An 18,666-nucleotide genomic window follows, 5' to 3' on the forward strand; every position below is an offset into this window, starting at 1 on the left:
GAGAGCCGGCCCCTGCCGTCCTCAGGGGCCGGCCGGCGATCCCTCCGGGGGTTTCGCGAGCGGCGGGCGTCTCGCTGCCGTCGTGGCCGGCTTGATAGCGCTGTGCAGCGTTGTCGCCGGCGGGCTGGCCCTGGCCCGCTCCACCGGTCGTGCCGGGATCGGCGGCGCCGTCGTGGCCGCGACGGTGGGGCTGGCCGGAACGGCTCTCGGCGGACTGGCCCTGGCCCGCTCGCGCCACACCCGCTGACCGCGACGAGCGCCGGCGGGCTCTCCGGCGACGATCCCGGCAGTGCCGGCGCGGGCGCATCACACCGACGCGCCCGCGCGCGGGGCCGTCGGCGTCTGTACATTTGGTCGGTACGCGAACCGGGGAATGGGGGGCGAGGAGCAGGTGATCTACGACACGCTGCGCGTGATCGGATCGGCACTCGGGCGGATGGTCTACCGGCCGGCCATCGAGGGACTCGGCAACATTCCCCGGAGCGGGCCGGTCCTGCTGGCCAGCAACCACCTGTCGTTCAGCGACAGCGTCGTCATCCCCCTGGCCGTCCCGCGCCGGGTGCGCTTCCTCGCCAAAGCCGAGTACTTCGAGGGCCCCGGTGTCAAAGGGCGCCTCTCCAAGGCCGCGTTCACCGCGCTGGGCGCCGTCCCCGTGCGGCGCGGCTCCGGACGCGACGCGGTCGACGCCCTGGAGCTCGGCCTGCGCGTCCTCAAGGACGGCGAGATCTTCACCATCTACCCCGAGGGGACCCGCTCCCCCGACGGCCGCCTCTACCGCGGCCGCACCGGCGTGGGCCACCTCGCGCTGACATCGGGGGCGCCGGTGGTCCCGGTGGCGCTGACGGGGACCGAGCGGATCCAGCCCATCGGCGCCCGGCTGCCGAGGGTCAGCCCGATCGGCATCCGCTTCGGCGCGCCCCTGGACTTCTCCACCGGCTACGGCCACCTCAAGACCGGGCCGGCCCGCCGCGCGGTCACCGACGAGATCATGGCCGCCATCAGGTCGCTGTCGGGCCAGCAGGACGCGGGAGCCTACAACGACCGCGCCCGCGCGGCCTGACCGGCGACGGTCCCCGAGGGCCGCACCGCTCGGCCCCGGCCGGACCGGAACGCTGTCAGCGTCATGCGCGGGTCGAGCGGTCCGACGCCGGCTCGCGCGGCCTGCCGGTTCCACACCGCGCCCGCGGGGCCGACCGGTTCTGCCCGGCCCGCGCGGCCGACCCGTCCGACGCCGACAGTGCGCCGCCGGGTGTGTTCAGGCGGCGGGTCACCCACCGTCCCGCGCGGTCGGCCGGCCGTGCACCGGCGGGTGTGCTCAGGCGGCGGGCGGGGTCCAGCCTCCCGCCAGCCATGCCTCGATGGCGTCGGCCGTACGCGGCAGCGCCGCCGACAGTACGCGGTTGCCCTCAGCGGTGACCAGGACGTCGTCCTCGATGCGTACCCCGATCCCGCGCAGCTCCTCGGGCACGGTGAGGTCGTCGGGCTGGAAGTACAGGCCCGGTTCGACGGTCAGGACCATGCCCGGCAGCAGGTCGCCGTACAGGTGCAGCTCGGTGCGGGAGACGGCGCAGTCGTGCACGTCGAGGCCGAGCATGTGCCCGGTGCCGTGCAGGGTGTAGCGCCGCTGGAGGCCGAGTTCGACGACGCGGTCGACCGGGCCGTCGAGCAGCCCCCATTCGATCAGCCCCTCGGCCAGCACGCGCTGGGCGGCCTCATGGTAGGCGGTGAAGGGGCGCCCCGGCGCCACCGCGGCGATCCCGGCCTCCTGCGCGGCGTACACGAGGTCGTAGACGCGCCGCTGGACACCGGTGAACGTACCGGAGATCGGGAGCGTGCGGGTGACGTCGGCGGTGTAGAAGGTGCGGGTCTCGACACCGGCGTCGAGCAGCAGCAGCTCCCCCTCGCGCACCGGGCCGTCGTTGCGCATCCAGTGCAGCGTGGTGGCGTTGGGGCCCGACGCGGCGATCGTTCCGTAGCCGACGTCGTTGCCCTCGACCCGCGCGCGCAGGAAGAACGTGCCCTCGATGTAGCGCTCGGAGGTGGCCCGCGCCTGCGGGAGCGCCGCGACGACGTCGCCGAAGCCGCGGACGGTGGAGTCGACCGCCTGCTGGAGCTGGGCGACCTCCCACTCGTCCTTGACCAGGCGCTGGTCGTGCAGGGCGATGGCGAGGTCCTCGTCGCGCCGCGCCGCCGCGTGGGCGTCGTCGGCGGCGTCGGCGGTGTCGGTTTCGGTACCGGCCTCCGGTCCCGCGGCGCCGCCGCGCGCCCTCAGTCCGGCGACGACCTCCTCCAGGACGGGGTCGTGGCCGCGGACGATCCGGGTGGGGACATCGGGCGCCTCGCCGAGGACCTCGGGGAGACGGCGGACGTCGTCGGTGGCCAGGCCGAGGAGCGCGCCGGCCTCCGTGAGGCTGTCGCGTCGCCCGGTCCACAGCTCGCCGTGGCCGTCAAGCCAGAATTCGCCGTTCCCGCGGTTGGATCGGGGCCGCAGGTACGCGGTGACCAGGTGGCCCCCGCCGGGGCGGGGGTCGAACACCAGGCAGCCGCCGTCGGCGGCGTCGCCGGACAGGTAGACGTAGTCGCTGGCCGGGCGGAAGGGGTACTCGGTGTCGTTGGAGCGGGTCTTGAGCGTTCCGGCGGGGATGACCAGGCGCTCCCCGGGGAAGCGCCCGCTGAGGGCGGCGCGGCGCTTGGCGGTGTAGGGCGCCTGCTCGATGGGGCCGAGGTCGCGCATCTCGGTGTCGGCCCAGCCCGTGCGCATCCAGGCGGCCAGCTCGTCGGAGACGGCTTGCGCCTGGCCGTTCTTGCGGGGGCGGAACACGGGGGCCTCGCCGGTGCCGTCGTGGTCCGTCTCGGCCTGGTGCTCGGTCACGGTCGCTCCTCCTGCTGGTGCTCGACTGGTGCGCGGGCCCTGCACCGCCGCGCGCGGCGGTATCCCTCATGTTAGGAGGAGGGGTCCGCAGGGGGAACGAGTCGCAGCGCGGGGGTCAACCCCGGAGAACCGCCTCGGCGCGGCCGTCGGGGAGCGCCTTCGCGAAGGCGTAGTAGAGCCGCTGTCCGGAGGGGTCGACGCCCTCGACGTCGCTGAGCGCGTAGCCCAGTGCGCGGTAGAGCGCGACGGCCTCGGGCTGGTTCGGGCCGGTCGAGAGGTGGACGCAGGTGTAGCCGCGCCGGGCGGCCTCGGCCTCCAGCGCCTCGACCGCCCGGCGTGCCAGGCCCCGGCGCCGGTGGGCCCGTGAGGACCAGACCCGCTTGAGTTCGGCGGTGCCGGCGTCGTGGCGGCGGAACGCGCCGCCCGCCACGGGGACGCCGTCCTCCTCCACCAGCACGACGCCGCCGTGGGGCGGGGCGAACTCCGCATCGGGGTGGGCGTCCATCTCGCGGGCGGCGGTATCGGGGCCGTAGCGGTCGGCGTACTCGGCGGTCAGCTCATCCACCATCGGCCGCACCCCGGGGTCGGCCATCGTGACGACCCGCGTGCGCAGCCGCTCGGTCCCGGCCCGCGCCTGCTCCACTGCCCCCACCGTCGCCTCCTCATCGTCGCACCGCCCCTCGAACGGGGCGGTCGCCGACAGGGGCGAACGCCAAGTGGGACGCCGACATTCCCGGGCATTCCAAACCCATCGGGCGGTAGAGATCAGAGCGAGGGCGCCGGGAGGGAGGAGGCGGGAGGACGGTGGCCGGCCGGGGGCGGGTCGGCCTGCGGGCGAAGGGGCCGCCACCACGGCTCAGGACACCTTTCGAGGACCCGGCCCCGCAGCCGCGGGCCCGGCGCGGCCCCGCGGGAGGACGGGCGGACCCGGCGCCAGGCGATGGTGACCGCCCTCGGCCGGCGGAGCAGTGGGGCGGCGGAGCGGCGTTGGCGATACGGAGTGGCGGAGCCGGCGCAGCGGGGCGGAGCGGCGCGGCCGAGCGGCAAGGCGGGGCGGGGGGCGGGGGGCGGGGCGAACGCGGCCTGTGGACGGAGGGCGCGGCTCGGGGTGTGCCGCCGTAAGGTGATCACCATGCCTTTGAACGAGCGCACCCTTCTCGGCCCCGGGCCGAGCAACCCCTACCCCGAGGCCACCGCCGGTCTGGCCGCCCCGCTGCTGGGCCATCTCGACCCCGAGTTCATCGGCGTTCTCGAACGCACCTGCGACGGCCTGCGCTCCGTGTGGGGCACGGCGAACCCGCTGACACTCCCCCTTTCGGGCACCGGGTCGATCGGCATGGAGGCCGCCTTCGCCAACACGGTGCGTCCGGGCGATGCGGTGGTGGTCGCGGTGAACGGGCTGTTCGGCGTCCGGATGTGCGACGTCGCCGCCCGCTACGGCGCCGACGTCGTCCGCGTCGACCACGAATGGGGACGGCCGGTCGACATCGACCGCGTGCTGGCGGCGCACCCCTCCCCCGCGATCGTGGCGGCGGTGCACGCCGAGACCTCCACCGGCGTGCGCAGCGACATCGGCGCCCTCGGTGCGGCGGTGCGCTCCCGGTCCGACCGCACGCTGCTGCTGGCCGACTGCGTCACCTCGCTGGGCGGCATGGAGATGCACGCCGACTCCTGGGGCGTCGACATCGCGTACGCCGGCACGCAGAAGTGCCTGGGCGTGGCGCCGGGGCTGGCCCCGTTCACGTTCTCCGAGCGCGCCTGGGAGCACCGGGTGGCCGCGCCGCCGGTGTGGTATCTCGACCTCGACCTGCTGGGCGCCTACGTGCGCGGCGGCACCGGGGGCCGCGCCTACCACCACACGGCTCCGGTGGCACTGATCGCGTCGCTCGACGCCGCCCTGCGCCGCATCCTCGACGAAGGGATCGAGGCCGTGGCCGAGCGGCACCGCGCGGCCGGCGCCCGGTTGCAGGAGGGGCTGCAGGAGCTGGGCCTGGAACTCTTCGCCGCCGAGGGACACCGGCTCCCCCAGCTCACATCGGTGCGGGTGCCCGAGGGCGTCGACTCCGCCAAGGTCCGCGAGCAGCTGCTGACCGACTACGGCATCGAGATCGGCGCCGGGGCCGGCCCCTACGCGTCGTCGGTGTGGCGCATCGGCCTCATGGGCGCCAACGCCCGCCTCGACCGCGCCGAACTCCTGCTGGCCGCCTTGGGCCGTGTCCTCGACAGGTCCCGGGGCGGGTCGATCTGAGCGTGCCGCGCCCGCCGTCGGGGCGGCGCCGCTCCGGCCCCCTTCGGCGAAAGTCCGTTAGGGGCACGCCCGTCCGGTTACCGGACCGGCACGGACCCTGATGAAAGGCGCGGCGGGATATGGCGGATCTTGTGCTGGTCAGGCACGGTGAGACCGAATGGAGCGGTGCCGGGTGGCATACCGGGCGCACCGATGTCCCGCTCAACGCGCAGGGAGAGGAGCAGGCGCGGCGGCTGCGCGATCTGCTCGCGGGGCGGTCACACGGGCGGGTACTGACCAGTCCCCTGCAACGGGCCGCGCGGACCGCCGAACTGGCCGGGCTCGCCGGCGCCGATCCCGAACCCGGCCTGATGGAGTGGGACTACGGCGGCTACGAGAAGCTGTCGACCCCCGAGATCCAGCGCACCCGGCCCGGGTGGAACCTGTGGGCCGACGGCGTGGTCCCGGGCGATTCCGCGCACCCGGGAGAGACGGTCGGGCAGGTGGCGACCCGCGTGGACCGCGTACTCGACCGCATCGCGGCCGACCTGCGCGGCGACGGCGGCGACGTCGTCCTGGTCGCCCACGGTCATGTGCTGCGCGTGCTCACCGCCCGACGCCTGGGTTTTCCCGCCTCGGCGGGGGCGGTGTTCCGCCTCGACACCGCTGCGCTGAGCGTCCTGGGCACCGAGCACGGCCGCCCGGTGGTCGCCCGCTGGAACCTGCGCCCCGCGGGCGTCTCGTGAACCGTGCCCGGCCCGCGCCGACTCACCGGGGCTCGTCGGGCTCGTCCTTGTTGGGGCCGAAGCGGACGTCGTGGTCCTCGGGATCGTCGGGGTCGCCGATGTTGCCGACGAACACCGCGATCGGCGGCAGCACCGCGGCCACCGCGCACATGATCAGCGCCAGCCACACGCCGACCAGGTAGTACGCGGGCAGCGCCCCGATGAACAGCACGAGGCAGCTCCCCATGAGCCAGCCGTATTGGCGCTTGCGCCGCTTCATATCCCCAGCGTAATCAGGCGTCCCGCGGAGCCGCGTGACTGGCCGTCGGTCGGCGCGTCGAGCCGAACACCCCCGCCGACGCGGGGACGCCCCCGCCCGGCCACGCCCGGTGCGACGGCCCCCGCTGGGCAGATGCCCCGTCCGCCCCGGGCGTGGCGGCGCACCGATGATTCAGCCCGGCTCGGGCAGAGCCCCGTCCGGCCTTCCCGGGTGGGGCGGGAGCCCGGAGGTGCCGCGCCGGGCGTGGCTGCGGGCGGGGTCGCGGGCGATTGCGCGGAACCCTTTGCGCAGGTCGTAGCCCGCCGCCTCCAGGCGCAGCCGTGCGAGCCGTGCCCGGCGGACGGTGACCTCGTCGAAGAGCCGGTTGTAGAGGGTGTCGGGGGTCAGGTGCAGGGCGGCGCGCACCGCGCGCAGGCCGGCGGTCGCCGCCTCCTGTGTCCCCGGGAGTTCGGGCAGGGTGCCGTAGGCGCCGCGTGCCCAGCCGGGCAGCGTGTAGTAGGAGAGCGCGCCGATCGGGAGCCACAGGGGCTTGAGCGGTGCCAGCCGGCGCAGGCGCCGGGGGACCCGCGGCCAGAGCAGGAACCGCACGGTCAGCTCCGCTTCCCGTGTCACGCGCAGGAGCGGGCGCGTCCGCGCCAGGTAGCCGCGCATGTCGGCCAGCGATCCGGGCACGTCGCCGGGGTCGAGCCCGACGTAGCCGGCGGTCCGCGTCTGCTCGGCGAGGTAGGCGTCGGCGTCGGCGCGGGTCAGCCGCAGCCCGGCGCGCGTGACGACCTCCAGGTAGGAGACCACTTCCGCGCAGTGCACCCACACGAGCAGGTCGGGGTCGTCTGCGTGACGGCGCTCCCCGGTGGCGGGGTCGGTGAAGGCCAGCCGCCTGTGCACCGAACGAACGCGTTCGCCCAGCTCTTCGGCTTCGTCGGGGCTGCCGTAGGTGGTGGTGGCGACGAAGTCGGCGGTGCGCAGGAGGCGTCCTGTGGGGTTCTCCAGGAAGTCCGAGCGCTGCCAGACGCCCTGCATGGCCACCGGGTGCAGGGCCTGGAGCATCAGGGCGCGCACTCCCGCCACCCACATGGCGCGGTCGAGCTGCACGCGCCAGGTGACGCTTTCGGGAAGGGCCACCGTCGGCCGCATGGCTCCCGCCGCCTCCTCCACCGTGGTTCCCCGCCGGACCGGTGCCCCAAGGCCGCCGATCGATACGGGCCAGCGGGCGGTGCCGCTCCCCCGGACGGGCACGCGGCCAGTGTAGCCACTGCTAGGTTTCCCGCCGGTTCGGTCGTTGTAGCGTTGGCGCCACGCTGTCTGCACGAGAGGTGACCGATGCCCCACGATCTCGCCCCCGGTGCCGAACCCATCGTCCTGCGTCTTGGGGACCTCACCTTCGACGCGCTCTCGGCGGGCCCCCAGGACGGCCCGCCGGTGCTGTTCCTGCACGGCTTCCCGGAGTTCGCCACCTGCTGGCGGGCGCACATGGCGGCGGTCGCGCGGGCGGGGTTCCGGGCGATCGCGGTGGACCAGCGCGGCTACTCCCCCGGTGCGCGCCCGCGGGGGGTCGACGCGTATGCGGTTCCCGAACTCGTGGGCGACGTCTTCGGCTTCGCCGACGCGCTGGGGCTGGAGCGCTTCCACCTGGTCGGCCACGACTGGGGCGGCGTGGTCGCCTGGCCGGCCGCCGCGCTGCACCCCGAGCGGGTGGCGACGCTGAGCGTGCTGTCCACACCGCACCCCGCCGCACTGGCCCAGGCGATCGGCGAATCGCCCGAGCAGCGCGAGAGGCTCTCCTACATCGGGCTGTTCCGGATAGAGGGCACGGCGGAGCAGGCCCTGCTGGCCGACGGTGCGGCGCAGCTGGCGGCCGTCTACGAGGGGAAGGTGTCCACGGACCTCGTGGCCGACAACGTCCGGCGCCTGTCGGAGCCGGGAGCGCTGACGGCAGCCCTGAACTGGTACCGGGCCCTGGATCCCGGAGGACAGGCCGGCGTCCCCGCGGTCGCGGTCCCCACGCTCTACGTGTGGGGCGACGGCGACCCCGCCTTCGGCTCGGCGGCCGCCGAGCGCACGGCCGAATGGGTGTCGGGCCCCTACACCCATGTCCCGCTCGGCGGCGCCTCGCACTGGCTGCCCGAGGAGCAGCCCGAACGCGTCATCGCCCCGCTGCTGGCCCACCTCACGGCCCACACCTGATCGGCCGGCGGCGACCGCCTCGATCCACCGAGCCGGCCGGGGCCGCGGTGTCCCGGCGCGCCGACCGCGTTGGACACCGGCGGCCGACGGCCGGCATCGCCCCTACGCGGCCGGCGCCGGCTGCGAACACGCGTCGGCGATCGCCGCGGTGTCCCAGTAGAAGGGCCGGACCTCGGCGATCCGCCCGTCCGCGAAAGTGACCGTCTGCAGAACGGGGAAGGCGATTTCGCGGCCCGTGGCGCGGGAACGGGCGCGAACCTGCGTGCGGACCACCGCCGTGTCGCCGGCGGCGAGGAACTCCTGCTCCACCATGTCGAACGCGTCCCATGTCCGCGTCATCGCGTGGAAGAACCGTTCCATGCCCTCGTGGCCGCGCCACGTTCCCCCGAAGGGCAGGCCCTCGGCCTGGTGCAGGACCACATCAGGCGCGAAGAAGAAGGCGAGCAGGTCGAATGTGGCCGTCCCGGGGCCGCCGGCGGCCAGGTATTCGGCCTCGGCCGCGTACATCCCGGTGAGGACGGCCGTCGAATCGGTCGTGGGTGTCGTCGTCATGCCGAGATCATCGCCGTTCGGGGCGCGCCGCGCCGGCGGGAATCCGACGTCGCGTTCGGTTCCGCCCCGTGGGGCCGGTGCGGCGCGGCGGCCGGGTGTTCCCGTGCCCGCCCGGGGTCAGACGACCGCGGCGAGGTCGGCGACGATCTCGGCGGCCGGGCGCTCGGCCGCCGAGCGGTAGCCGGTTCCCGCCCACAGGTGGAGGCTGTCGGCGTCGCCCGCCCGGGCGGCGGCGGCGCGCAGCGGACCGGTGAGGTGGTGGACCTGCGGGTAGGCCCCAGGTGCGATGCCGTCGTGGGTGCGCAGGAAGCGGTTGACCAGGCCGCGTGCGCGCCGTCCGCTGAAGGCGCGGGTCACGGCGGTCCCGGTGAAGAGGGGGTCGGCCAGGGCGTCCTTGTGGGTCTGCGAGGCGCCGCTCTCCGGGGCGCGCAGGAAGGTGGTGCCGAGCTGGACGGCGGTGGCGCCGGCCGAGAGCATCCGGCGCGCCCCGGCGGGGTCGGCGATGCCGCCCGCGGCGATCAGCGGCGTGTCCACGGCCGCGCGCACCTCCGCGAGCAGGTCGAGCAGCGGGGTGGTGCGCTCGTAGGTGTCCTCGAAGGACCCCTGGTGGCCGCCCGCCTCCATTCCCTGCACGACCAGTGCGTCGGCTCCGGCTTCGGCCGCGGCGCGCGCCTCGCCCGCGGTGGTCACGGTGATCAGGACCGTGCTGCCGGCGCGGCGCAGCGCGCGGATGTCGGCGGGCCGGGGACAGCCGAAGGTGAACCCGACCACCGCCACCGGGTCGTCGGTCAGCGCCGCGAGCTTGGCGGGGAAGTCGTGGTCGTGCCAGTCGGAGTCGCCGAGATCGGCGCCCAGACGTTCGGCCTCGGGGGCGATCCGCTCGGCGTAGGCGGCGACCGCCTTGGCGTCGGCGGTGTCCTGACCGGGGACGAACAGGTTCACGCCGAAGGGCCGGTCGGTGACCGACCGGGTGGCCCGGATGCCGGCGGTCATGTCCTCGGGAGCGGCGTAGCCGCAGGCGAGGAAGCCCAGCCCGCCCGCGCGGTTCACCTCGGCGGCCAGTTCGGGCGTGCTGGCGCCGCCCGCCATGGGTGCCGCGACGACCGGGACTTCGAACAACCCGAAAAACCCCAATGCACACTCCTCCGCCGGTTGCTCGCAAGTCGGACATCAGCGTCGCACACGGCCGGTGCCCGGACTGCTATCGGGGGGCGCGCGCCCTCCGGCGCCGCCCTGCCCCGAACGGAAAACGCGTGGCGACGGCGCAGGGGTCCCTCTACCCTCACGAAGGTGCAGAACGACATCCGATTTCTCCGCGCCGACCACTACCCCGACCTCACCGACACGGTGGACTACGCCTACGCCGCCGTGGTGACCGCGCCGCGCACCGTCTTCACGGCGGGCGCCTGCCCGTTGGACGCCGACGGCGGCACCGTCGCCCTGGGCGACTACGCCGGGCAGGCACGACAGGTCGTGCGCAACCTCGAAGCGGCCCTGGCCGGTGCCGGCGCGTCGCTGACCGACGTGGTCAAGACGACCGTCTACGTGGCCTCGGCCCGGCAGGACGACCTCGTGGCCGCGTGGGAGGTCGTCCGCGCCGCGTTCGGCGACCACGACGCACCGAGCACCCTGCTCGGCGTGGCCGCGCTGGGCTACACCGGCCAGCTCGTGGAGGTCGAGGCGGTCGCCGTCGCACGGTGACCCCCGCCCCCGGGCCCGGTCACATGGCGACGATGCGCGAGGGGCGGACGAGGACCGCGCTGCGCCGTTGTTCGGCCATCGCCTGGTCGTAGGCCGCCCAGTCGTCGTGGCTGCCGCCCGCCGCGGTGAAGGCGTGGCGCAGCAGCAGCCGCAGGTCCTCGGCCCCGACCCCGTCGAAGGGGTCGGCGTAGCCGATGAGGTCGGCCGTCCCTTCCACACTCGCCCATCGGCGGCCGGACTGGAAGACCACGGTGGCGGCCGGGCGCGCCCGCAGGAAGCGCAGTTTGACGCTGGTGGCGGGGGTGGTGAACGCGATGACGTGCTCCCCGGTCACGGGGTGCTGGGCGACGCCCGCCACCACGACGCTGGACTGGATCGAGCCGTCGGCACGCGTTGCCGAGACGACCGCCTGGTGGCCGCCGGAGTCGATGAGAGCGCGGACATCGTCGAGTGTCGCCATATTGGGGGCCTCCTCGCCCTGATACCACCGATGGTCCATCCGCGGGCCGCGGGTGTCGCGCCGACGCGCCGAGCGCGTCGTGCGGGGACCGCCCGCCGCCCGGCCCTCTCCAAGCCGCACCGGGATATGACGCGGTTCACTTGAGGAAACAACGAGTACTTATGTGAACGCGTATTACCGTTGGTGGAGACGCTGAAGCTCGACGCCCGCGAAATGAGGCCAGTCCCGTGATCGACCCCGCACTCCTGACATTAATGCTGGTCATCACGCTCGGCGGCATCGGCGTGGTGATCGCGGCGGGTGTCGCCTACATCGCCGACGATGCCCTCCGCCGCCGCGAGACGGCCGCACCGGAGCCGTCCGCCGCGTCCCCCGCACCGGCGGCCGAGCGCCGGGAACAGCCCGCCTAGCCCACCGGAGCCGCGGCCCCGGCCTCGAGGTCCAGGCGGAAGGGCGGACCCGCCTCCCAAGGCGTCCATCCGCCCACCAGCGCCGCCCGGATGGCACGCGCGACATCGGAGGGCAGGACCGGGACGGCCGCGCGATCCCGGCGGGCGATGCCGTCCATGCGCGGACCCGCCGTGGTGACGACGAGGACGGCGCCCGGCGCGTCGGCCCCCTCGACCGCGTAGGTACAGCGCCCCCACGCCATCGCCTGGCAGTAGGTGGGCCGGGAGCGCAGCCGCCACCGGTAGGCGGCGCCGTCGACGACGATGCGCCGCGCGCCCTTCTTCACCAGTGCCATGGGTTCCCCCGTATCGCCGACGACCGAGTGACGGCCCGACCCTAGCGGCACCGCACCGCCGCGGCCACCCGATTTCCGGATGCCCCGGACCCCTCATGGCCCGCCGCATGCGACCGGACGGACCCGCGCGGCCGGCACGGGCCGGACCACCGCCGGCGCGGGCCGGCGGAAAGGAGTTTCGGGGCACCCATTGACACCGGGAAACCCTCTCCCTACATTTTTGGGAGCGCTCCCATATCGCCCAGTGTTCCCGTCGAGCAAGCACCTTCCACCGCGGACGGCCGCCACCCCCGGCGGCCGCCGGCCCGGCGAAAGGCAGTCCCCCGTGCTCCGACCCCCGCGAAGGCGCGCCACCGCATACGGCGCGGCGGCGCTCGCCGCCGTGCTCGCCCTCCCCCTCCTCTCCTCCCCCGCACACGCCGCCCCCACCTCCGAGGACCCGCCCGCCCCCGCCTCCACCGCCGACACCGGACCCCGGGTCCGGGTCAACCAGGTGGGCTACCTGCCCGGAGGGCCCAAGAACGCCACCCTCATCACCGACGCCACCGCCCCGGTGGGCTGGGAGCTGGCCGACGCCGCGGGCGCGGTCGTCGCGGAGGGCGAGACGGTTCCGCGCGGCCACGACGCCGCCTCCGGGCACAACGTGCACACCATCGACTTCACCGCCGCCGACGCCCCGGGCACGGGCTACACCCTCGCCGCCGACGGCGAGACCAGCCACCCCTTCGACCTCTCCGGCGACGCCTACGGCGACCTCCTCGTGGACGCGCTCTCCTTCTACTACCCCCAGCGCAGCGGCATCGCGATCGACGACGCCATCGCCCCCGGCTACGGCCGCGCCGCCGGCCACACGGGGGTCGCGCCCAACCAGGGCGACACCGCCGTGCCGTGCGCCCCGGGCGGCTGCGACTACACCCTGGACGTCTCCGGCGGCTGGTACGACGCCGGCGACCACGGCAAGTACGTCGTCAACGGCGGCATCTCCGCCCACCAGCTCATGAGCCTCTACGAGCGCGCGACCGCGGCCGGCAGCGGCGACCCCGGCGCCGTCGGCGACGGCAGCCTGCGCATCCCCGAATCCGCGAACGGGGTCCCCGACGTGCTCGACGAAGCGCGCTGGGAGATGGAGTTCCTCGTCAGCATGCAGGTCCCCGCCGGTGAGCCCCTGGCCGGCATGGCCCACCACAAGATCCACGACGCGGAGTGGACCGGGCTGCCGCTGATGCCGGCCGACGATCCCCAGCCGCGCTACCTCCAGCCACCCTCCACGGCCGCGACGCTGAACCTCGCGGCCACCGGAGCCCAGTGCGCCCGGGTGTTCGCGCCGTTCGACCCCGCGTTCGCCGCCGAGTGCCTGGCCGCCGCCGAGACCGCCTGGGACGCGGCGCGGGCCAACCCCGCCGTCTACGCGCCGGCCACCGGCGTGGGCGGCGGCCCCTACAACGACGACCACGTCACCGACGAGTTCTACTGGGCCGCCGCCGAGCTGTGGCTGTCGACCGGTTCGGCGAAGTACCTGGAGGCGGTCGAGGGGGCCGAGGAGCACACCGAGGACGTCTTCCGGCCCGCCGGGTTCGACTGGGGGTGGACCGCACCGCCGGCCCGGCTCCAGCTGGCACTGCTGGGCGAGGACCTGCCCGGCGTGGAGGGAGTGCGGGCGTCGGTCGTCGAGGCGGCCGACGGCTACCTCGCCGACCTGGCTCAGAACCCGTTCGGCATGCCGTACGCGACCGAGGACGGCGCCTACTACTGGGGCTCCAGCAGCCAGGTGCTCAACAACCTGGTGGTGCTGGCCTCGGCCTACGACCTGACCGGCGACCCCGTTTACCGCGACGGCGTCCTCCAGGGGATGGACTACATCCTCGGCCGCAACGCGCTGGGCCGCTCCTATGTGACCGGGTACGGCGAGAACGACACCCGCAACCAGCACAGCAGGTGGTACGCCAACCAGCTCGACCCGTCGCTGCCCAACCCGCCCGACGGCTCCCTCTCCGGCGGCCCCAACTCCCAGACCGCGACCTGGGACGGGGTCGCCCTGGAACACCTGGCGGGGTGCGCGCCGCAGGCGTGCCACATCGACGACATCGGCTCGTGGTCGACCAACGAGCTGACCGTCAACTGGAACGCGCCCCTGGCCTGGGTGTCGGCGTTCATCGCCGAGGACCTGGAGTGAGCCCGCGGCTCCGGCCGGGCCGCGCGGCCTGACCGGACCGCCCACGACGTGCCTGCCCGATATCCCCTCCATCGGCCAGGCACCCCGGGAGGGCGGGTGGACGGGGGTGCGGCCCCGTCCACCCGCTCGACGTCCCGCGGCCCGGCGACGCGTCGCCGGGCCTACCGGCCGATGCCGGTGCCGTGGACGACCATGGTCGGTGGGGCGCCGCGCGGCCGGCGCCCGGCGGCACCGGGTATGGAGAGGGGCGGGCATGGGCAGACTCATGGTCACCACGTTCACGACGCTCGACGGGGTGATGCAGGCACCGGGCGGACCCGACGAGGACCCCGACGGCGGGTTCGAGCACGGCGGCTGGTCGGCGCCGCACTTCGACGACATGCTGATGCGGCGGATGACGGAGCTGATCGGGCGCGCCGGAGCGCTGCTCCTGGGGCGGCGGACCTACGAGATCTTCGCGGCCTACTGGCCGCTGGCGGAGCCCGACGACCCGATCGGATCGAAGCTCAACAGCGTGCCCAAGTACGTGGCCTCGCGGACGCTCGACGCGGTGGAATGGCGGAACTCCACGCTGCTCACCGGGGACACGGCCGCGGCCGTTGCGGAGCTCAAACAGGGCGGGGGCGGCGAGATCCAGGTCCACGGCAGCGGCGGGCTCGTCCAGACGCTCCTCGCCCACGACCTCGTCGACGAGTTCCACGTGCTGGTGTTCCCGGTGCTCCTGGGTTCCGGCAAGCGGCTGTTCGCCGAGGGGACCGTCCCCGCCGGGCTCGCGCTGGCCGACACCGCGACATCGAGCACCGGCGTGCTCGCGAGCACCTACACCCGCGCGGGCGGGGTCGCCCACGGCACCATGGGCCCCGAGACCGGCAACCGGTGACGGGCGCGCGGCCGGCCGCCGCACCCCGCCGGAGCCTCAGGCGCCGTCGTCGAAGCAGCCCACCAGGTGGCCCACGGCCACCTCCACCGGGGGGTGGCCGCCGCCGGAGCGGCCCGCGCAGCCCACGCAGCCGCCGTCCACACCGCCGGCCGCGAGGTCGGCGTCGGCCTGTGCCCAGGTCCGGTGCAGGCGCGGCACCGAGGCCAGCAGCCGCCGCGTGTAGGGGTGCACGGGGTGGTCGAAGACCGCGGTGGTCGCACCGGACTCCACGATGCGCCCGCGGCGCAGGATCACCGTCGTGTCGCTGATGTAGTTGCCCAGCGACAGGTCGTGGGTGATGAAGAGGATGCCCAGGCCGCGCGCCTTGAGGTCGCCCAGCAGGTTGAGCACGTCGATCCGGGTGGAGGCGTCGAGCATGCTGATGATCTCGTCGGCCACCAGCAGCCGGATGTCCAGCAGCAGCGCCCGCGCGATGAGCAGGCGCTGCAACTGGCCGCCGCTGAGCTGGTGGGGGTACTTGCCGAGGACCTGCGCGGGGTCGAGCCGCACGGTGTCGAGGGAGCCGGCGATGCGCCGCCGCCACTCGGTGTCGGTGGCGCGGGGGAAGTACTCGGCGCGGATCAGCGCGAACACCCGGTCGGCGGTGAACACCGGGTTGAAGCAGCTGAAGGGGTCCTGGAAGACGCCCTGGACCTCGCGGTAGTAGTCCTTGCGGCGCCGGTGGCCGCGCAGCCGCGCCACGTCGGCGCCGGCGAAGGCGACGGTCCCGGCGGTGGGCGGGATGAGGCCGAGGACCATCCGGCCGATGGTGCTCTTGCCGCTGCCGCTCTCGCCCACGAGCGAGACCACCTGGCCGGGATGCACGGTGAGGTCCACGTCGCGCACGGCGTGCAGCCGGCCGCCGCCGAAGGAGCCGACCCGGTAGACCTTGGCGAGGCCGCGCAGCTTCAGCAGGGGGTCCGGCCCGGGGGCCGGCATGGTCTCAGGCATGGCGCTATCCCGCCTTCCAGCACGCGACCCGGTGGCCGGGGGCGATCTCGGCGAATGGGGGCTCCTGGTCGCACTCGTCGGCGGCCAGGGGGCAGCGGTCCTTGAACCGGCACCCGGTGGGCGGGGTGAGGAGCGCGGGCGGGTGGCCGGGGATCCCGGACAGCCGCTTCTCGGCGTAGGTGACGCCGACCTCGGGCAGCGCCGAGAGCAGCATGCGGGTGTAGGGGTGGCGCGGGCGGTCGATGACGGCGCGGGTCGGCGCCTTCTCCACGGGCTTGCCGGCGTACATGACCATGACCGTGTCGGCGATCTGGTGGGCCAGCGAGAGGTCGTGGGTCACGAAGATCATGCTGGTGACGTGGCCGCGGTCGCGGAACCCCACGAGCGCTTCGGCGACCGCCCGCTGGGTGGACACGTCCAGAGCGGAGGTGACCTCGTCGGCGATCAGCAGCGACGGGTCGAGCAGGGTCGACAGCACCATCACCACCCGCTGCTTCATCCCGCCCGACAGCTCGATGGGGTAGCGGCGCAGGACGTCGGCGGAGAGGCCGACCAGGCCGAGGCGGCGGTGCAGCTCCTCGCGCAGGCCGCCGGCGCGCACGCCGCGCGACTCCAGCAGATCGGTGATCAGCCGGCCGATGCGGCGCGTGGGGTTGAGGGCGCTCATGGCGTACTGCGGGATCAGCGAGACCCGGTGGAACCGGAAGGGCACCATGGCGTCCTGGTCGTCCACCGGCAGCCGGACGCCGTCGAGCTCGACGGTCCCGCCGACGTACTTCATCCGGGCGTCGAGCCGGATGAGGCTCTTGCCGAGGGTGGACTTGCCGCTGCCGGACTCCCCCGCCAGGCCCATGATCTCGCCGTCGGCGAGGGAGAAGGTCGCGCCGTCCAGGGCGTGGACGTCGCCGCGCAGCGTCCGGTAGTGGACCGTCAGGTCGCGGACGTCGAGGCTCATGGGTCAGAGCTCCCTCAGGCGCGGGTTGAAGACCTCGTCCAGGCCGACGTTCATGATGTAGAGGGACCCGACGATGGCGGTGATGCCGAGGCCGGGCGGGACGAACCACCACCACATGCCGAGCTGGAGCGCGCCCCAGGTCACCGCGTTGTGCATCATCAGCCCCAGGGAGACGCCCTGGGTGGGGCCCAGGCCGATGAAGTCCAGGCCGGCGGCGGTCAGGATCGCGCCGCCGAAGAGCAGGATGAACGTCATGAACAGGTAGGAGCTCATGTTCGGCGCGATCTCGCGGAACACGATGCTGCGCCCGCGCCGCCCGCTGAGCCGGGCCAGGTCCACGAAGTCGCGGGTGGCCAGGGTGAGCGTCTGGGCGCGGACGGCCCGTGCCACCCAGGGCCACGCGGTCAGCCCGATGAAGACCCCCTGCACCAGGATCCCGCGGGCCTCCAGGTAGGCGGCGGCGATGATGAGGACCACCAGGGCGGGCAGCACCAGCACGATGTTGGTGACCATGTTGAGGATCTCGTCGACCAGGCCCCCGCGGTAGCCGGCGGTGAACCCGACCGCCATGCCCACCACCGCGGCGATCCCGCCGCCGATGAGGCCGACCAGGAACGTGGCGCGCAGCCCGTGGGCGAACTGGGCGAAGACGTCCTGGCCGAAGTTGGTGGTGCCGAACCAGTACTCCGCCGAGGGCGCCTGCCCCTGGGGGCCGACGTAGACGTTGGGGCCCTCCTCGATGAACAACGGCGCGGCGACCCCGGTGAGCAGCAGCGCCGCGATGACGGCGGTCCCCGCGAGTAGTTTCGGGTTGCGCCGTGCGAAGTGCAGCGATTCGCCCCACCGCCGCTCGGCCGGGGCGGGTTCGGTGACGGTCATCGGGCTCCTCGGGTGGGTCGGACGCCGCGGCGCCGCCGCGGGCTCATGCCCGGCTCCCCTGCATCTGGGTCCGGGTCCGGGGATCGACGAGGACGTAGACGACGTCGACGATGAAGTTGGCGATGAGCACGCCGACGACGATGAACAGGAACGTCCCCTGGAGCAGGAAGAAGTCGCGGTTGTTGACGGCCTGGAGGACGAGGTTGCCCAGGCCCGGGTAGGAGAACACGATCTCGGTGAGCAGCGCCCCCGCGACGATGGTGCCCAGCTGCACCGCCAGGCCGGTGAGCTGGGGAAGGACGGCGTTGCGGAACGCGTAGCGCCGGACCAGCCGGCGCGGCGCCCCCAGGGCCTCCAGGTAGCCGGAGTAGTCGGCGTCGAGCTCGTAGATGATCAGGTTGCGCATGCCGATCGCCCAGCCGCCGAACGCCACCAGGAACAGCGACAGGAACGGCAGGAACCAGTGCGCGACCAGGCTGGAGGCGAACGCCCAGGACCATTCGGGCTGGAGGGCGAACCCGTAGGCGCCGGCGATGGGGAAGACGCCGGCGACGATCCCCAGGCTCCAGGCCAGCAGGATGCCCAGCCACATGTAGGGGGTGGCGGTGAGGATGTAGCCGACCGGCAGGACGGTGTTGTCCAGCCACCGGCTGCGGGCCGCGAACGCGCCGAACCGGTTGCCGGCCACCCAGCTCAGCAGGATGGCGGGGACGAGCAGGGCGAGGGTGTAGGGCACGGCGCCGAGGATGACCTCGGTGACGGGGGTCGGGAACAGCCACACGCTGGTGCCGAGGTCGCCGCGCAGCAGCGACCCCCAGAAGTTCAGGTACTGCTGCCACACGGGCAGGTCCAGGCCGAACAGGGAGGTGTAGTAGTCGCGCATGGCGTCGGCCGCCCCGGGGTCCGACAGCGAGGCGCGGCCCAGCATGGTGCGCACCGGGTCGCCCGGCATGAAGCGCGGGATCATCCAGTTGATGGTGACGGCCGCGAAGAAGGTGAGGGCGTAGACGAAGATCTTCCTGGCGAGATAGCGGCGCACGGGT

21 protein-coding genes are annotated in these 18,666 nt (G+C 74.1%); 9 read left to right on the forward strand and 12 right to left on the reverse strand.

From position 1 onward, the window contains the following. Positions 1–82: 82 nt before the first annotated feature. Together ACFO4E_RS08005 and ACFO4E_RS08010 are read left to right on the forward strand one after the other, a co-directional pair. Positions 83–247: a DUF6223 family protein gene (locus tag ACFO4E_RS08005; RefSeq protein ID WP_378572413.1), complete on the forward strand. Its 165-nt coding sequence runs from the start codon at positions 83–85 to the stop codon at positions 245–247. A 144-nt stretch (positions 248–391) separates the two neighbouring features. Then, positions 392–1,060: a lysophospholipid acyltransferase family protein gene (locus ACFO4E_RS08010; protein ID WP_378572415.1), complete on the forward strand. Its 669-nt coding sequence runs from the start codon at positions 392–394 to the stop codon at positions 1,058–1,060. Between the two features lie 255 nt (positions 1,061–1,315). Here the strand turns inward: ACFO4E_RS08010 and ACFO4E_RS08015 are convergent, their stop codons facing one another. Next, entirely contained in the window at positions 1,316–2,872 is a 1,557-nt protein-coding gene (locus ACFO4E_RS08015) for an aminopeptidase P family protein (RefSeq protein WP_378572417.1), read from the reverse strand. Between the two features lie 115 nt (positions 2,873–2,987). Continuing rightward, positions 2,988–3,524: a GNAT family N-acetyltransferase gene (locus ACFO4E_RS08020; protein WP_378572419.1), complete on the reverse strand. Its 537-nt coding sequence runs from the start codon at positions 3,522–3,524 to the stop codon at positions 2,988–2,990. A gap of 480 nt (positions 3,525–4,004) precedes the next feature. On the opposite strand from ACFO4E_RS08020, the gene ACFO4E_RS08025 reads away from it, so the two are divergent. Further along, complete coding sequence (locus tag ACFO4E_RS08025) at positions 4,005–5,120, forward strand: pyridoxal-phosphate-dependent aminotransferase family protein (RefSeq protein WP_378572421.1); 1,116 nt, start codon at positions 4,005–4,007, stop codon at positions 5,118–5,120. Positions 5,121–5,239: 119 nt separating this feature from the next. Then, positions 5,240–5,845, forward strand: coding sequence for a histidine phosphatase family protein (locus tag ACFO4E_RS08030; protein ID WP_378572423.1), 606 nt, complete (start codon positions 5,240–5,242; stop codon positions 5,843–5,845). 22 nt (positions 5,846–5,867) lie between these two features. On the opposite strand, the gene ACFO4E_RS08035 is transcribed toward ACFO4E_RS08030, so the two are convergent. Together ACFO4E_RS08035 and ACFO4E_RS08040 are read right to left on the reverse strand one after the other, a co-directional pair. Then, the gene (locus tag ACFO4E_RS08035; RefSeq protein WP_378572424.1) at positions 5,868–6,104 is read right to left on the reverse strand and encodes a DUF3099 domain-containing protein; all 237 of its coding nucleotides are present in this window, start codon (positions 6,102–6,104) and stop codon (positions 5,868–5,870) included. Positions 6,105–6,275: 171 nt separating this feature from the next. Then, positions 6,276–7,238: an oxygenase MpaB family protein gene (locus tag ACFO4E_RS08040; protein ID WP_378572426.1), complete on the reverse strand. Its 963-nt coding sequence runs from the start codon at positions 7,236–7,238 to the stop codon at positions 6,276–6,278. 186 nt (positions 7,239–7,424) lie between these two features. Between ACFO4E_RS08040 and ACFO4E_RS08045 the strand changes: the two genes are divergently transcribed. Then, on the forward strand, positions 7,425–8,288 hold the full coding sequence (locus tag ACFO4E_RS08045; RefSeq protein WP_378572428.1) for an alpha/beta fold hydrolase: 864 nt from the start codon (positions 7,425–7,427) through the stop codon (positions 8,286–8,288). A gap of 102 nt (positions 8,289–8,390) precedes the next feature. Here the strand turns inward: ACFO4E_RS08045 and ACFO4E_RS08050 are convergent, their stop codons facing one another. Together ACFO4E_RS08050 and ACFO4E_RS08055 are read right to left on the reverse strand one after the other, a co-directional pair. Continuing rightward, positions 8,391–8,840, reverse strand: coding sequence for a nuclear transport factor 2 family protein (locus ACFO4E_RS08050; RefSeq protein ID WP_378572430.1), 450 nt, complete (start codon positions 8,838–8,840; stop codon positions 8,391–8,393). Between the two features lie 117 nt (positions 8,841–8,957). Beyond that, positions 8,958–9,974, reverse strand: a complete 1,017-nt coding sequence (locus ACFO4E_RS08055; RefSeq protein WP_378572432.1) for a nitronate monooxygenase — start codon at positions 9,972–9,974, stop codon at positions 8,958–8,960. Positions 9,975–10,130: 156 nt separating this feature from the next. Between ACFO4E_RS08055 and ACFO4E_RS08060 the strand changes: the two genes are divergently transcribed. Continuing rightward, a complete protein-coding gene (locus ACFO4E_RS08060; RefSeq protein ID WP_378572434.1) occupies positions 10,131–10,541 on the forward strand; it encodes a RidA family protein in 411 nt (136 codons plus the stop codon). A 19-nt stretch (positions 10,542–10,560) separates the two neighbouring features. On the opposite strand, the gene ACFO4E_RS08065 is transcribed toward ACFO4E_RS08060, so the two are convergent. After that, positions 10,561–11,001 (reverse strand): pyridoxamine 5'-phosphate oxidase family protein, encoded by a 441-nt coding sequence (locus ACFO4E_RS08065; protein WP_378572436.1) that lies wholly within the window; start codon positions 10,999–11,001, stop codon positions 10,561–10,563. A gap of 227 nt (positions 11,002–11,228) precedes the next feature. Between ACFO4E_RS08065 and ACFO4E_RS08070 the strand changes: the two genes are divergently transcribed. After that, positions 11,229–11,411 (forward strand): hypothetical protein, encoded by a 183-nt coding sequence (locus ACFO4E_RS08070; RefSeq protein WP_378572438.1) that lies wholly within the window; start codon positions 11,229–11,231, stop codon positions 11,409–11,411. Here the strand turns inward: ACFO4E_RS08070 and ACFO4E_RS08075 are convergent. After that, positions 11,408–11,746: a hypothetical protein gene (locus ACFO4E_RS08075; protein ID WP_378572439.1), complete on the reverse strand. Its 339-nt coding sequence runs from the start codon at positions 11,744–11,746 to the stop codon at positions 11,408–11,410. The genes ACFO4E_RS08070 and ACFO4E_RS08075 overlap by 4 nt on opposite strands. A gap of 325 nt (positions 11,747–12,071) precedes the next feature. On the opposite strand from ACFO4E_RS08075, the gene ACFO4E_RS08080 reads away from it, so the two are divergent. Together ACFO4E_RS08080 and ACFO4E_RS08085 are read left to right on the forward strand one after the other, a co-directional pair. Beyond that, positions 12,072–13,919 carry a glycoside hydrolase family 9 protein gene (locus ACFO4E_RS08080; RefSeq protein WP_378572441.1) on the forward strand — a complete coding sequence of 616 codons (1,848 nt, stop codon included), beginning with the start codon at positions 12,072–12,074 and terminating at the stop codon, positions 13,917–13,919. A gap of 253 nt (positions 13,920–14,172) precedes the next feature. After that, a complete protein-coding gene (locus ACFO4E_RS08085) occupies positions 14,173–14,799 on the forward strand; it encodes a dihydrofolate reductase family protein (RefSeq protein WP_378572443.1) in 627 nt (208 codons plus the stop codon). A gap of 36 nt (positions 14,800–14,835) precedes the next feature. On the opposite strand, the gene ACFO4E_RS08090 is transcribed toward ACFO4E_RS08085, so the two are convergent. Genes ACFO4E_RS08090 through ACFO4E_RS08105 form a run of 4 tightly spaced genes read right to left on the reverse strand, consistent with a single transcriptional unit; the run spans position 14,836 to position 18,662 of the window. Then, the gene (locus tag ACFO4E_RS08090; RefSeq protein WP_378572650.1) at positions 14,836–15,753 is read right to left on the reverse strand and encodes an ABC transporter ATP-binding protein; all 918 of its coding nucleotides are present in this window, start codon (positions 15,751–15,753) and stop codon (positions 14,836–14,838) included. A gap of 40 nt (positions 15,754–15,793) precedes the next feature. Next, on the reverse strand, positions 15,794–16,744 hold the full coding sequence (locus ACFO4E_RS08095) for an ABC transporter ATP-binding protein (protein WP_378572444.1): 951 nt from the start codon (positions 16,742–16,744) through the stop codon (positions 15,794–15,796). Positions 16,745–16,747: 3 nt separating this feature from the next. Continuing rightward, entirely contained in the window at positions 16,748–17,623 is an 876-nt protein-coding gene (locus ACFO4E_RS08100) for an ABC transporter permease (protein ID WP_378572445.1), read from the reverse strand. 43 nt (positions 17,624–17,666) lie between these two features. Next, positions 17,667–18,662, reverse strand: coding sequence for an ABC transporter permease (locus ACFO4E_RS08105; protein ID WP_378572447.1), 996 nt, complete (start codon positions 18,660–18,662; stop codon positions 17,667–17,669). Between the last annotated feature and the right edge of the window lie 4 nt (positions 18,663–18,666).

Source organism: Nocardiopsis mangrovi (assembly GCF_042653925.1).
GTDB classification, from domain to species: domain Bacteria; phylum Actinomycetota; class Actinomycetes; order Streptosporangiales; family Streptosporangiaceae; genus Nocardiopsis_B; species Nocardiopsis_B mangrovi.

Bases quoted from the DNA above. Each gene is read 5' to 3' on its own strand.
- ACFO4E_RS08035 (WP_378572424.1), bottom strand. From the start codon at position 6,104: ATGAAGCGGCGCAAGCGCCAATACGGCTGGCTCATGGGGAGCTGCCTC.
- ACFO4E_RS08095 (WP_378572444.1), bottom strand. From the start codon at position 16,744: ATGAGCCTCGACGTCCGCGACCTGACGGTCCACTACCGGACGCTGCGC.
- ACFO4E_RS08085 (WP_378572443.1), top strand. From the start codon at position 14,173: ATGGGCAGACTCATGGTCACCACGTTCACGACGCTCGACGGGGTGATG.
- ACFO4E_RS08040 (WP_378572426.1), bottom strand. From the start codon at position 7,238: ATGCGGCCGACGGTGGCCCTTCCCGAAAGCGTCACCTGGCGCGTGCAG.
- ACFO4E_RS08075 (WP_378572439.1), bottom strand. From the start codon at position 11,746: ATGGCACTGGTGAAGAAGGGCGCGCGGCGCATCGTCGTCGACGGCGCC.
- ACFO4E_RS08065 (WP_378572436.1), bottom strand. From the start codon at position 11,001: ATGGCGACACTCGACGATGTCCGCGCTCTCATCGACTCCGGCGGCCAC.
- ACFO4E_RS08045 (WP_378572428.1), top strand. From the start codon at position 7,425: ATGCCCCACGATCTCGCCCCCGGTGCCGAACCCATCGTCCTGCGTCTT.
- ACFO4E_RS08025 (WP_378572421.1), top strand. From the start codon at position 4,005: ATGCCTTTGAACGAGCGCACCCTTCTCGGCCCCGGGCCGAGCAACCCC.
- ACFO4E_RS08100 (WP_378572445.1), bottom strand. From the start codon at position 17,623: ATGACCGTCACCGAACCCGCCCCGGCCGAGCGGCGGTGGGGCGAATCG.
- ACFO4E_RS08050 (WP_378572430.1), bottom strand. From the start codon at position 8,840: ATGACGACGACACCCACGACCGATTCGACGGCCGTCCTCACCGGGATG.
- ACFO4E_RS08030 (WP_378572423.1), top strand. From the start codon at position 5,240: ATGGCGGATCTTGTGCTGGTCAGGCACGGTGAGACCGAATGGAGCGGT.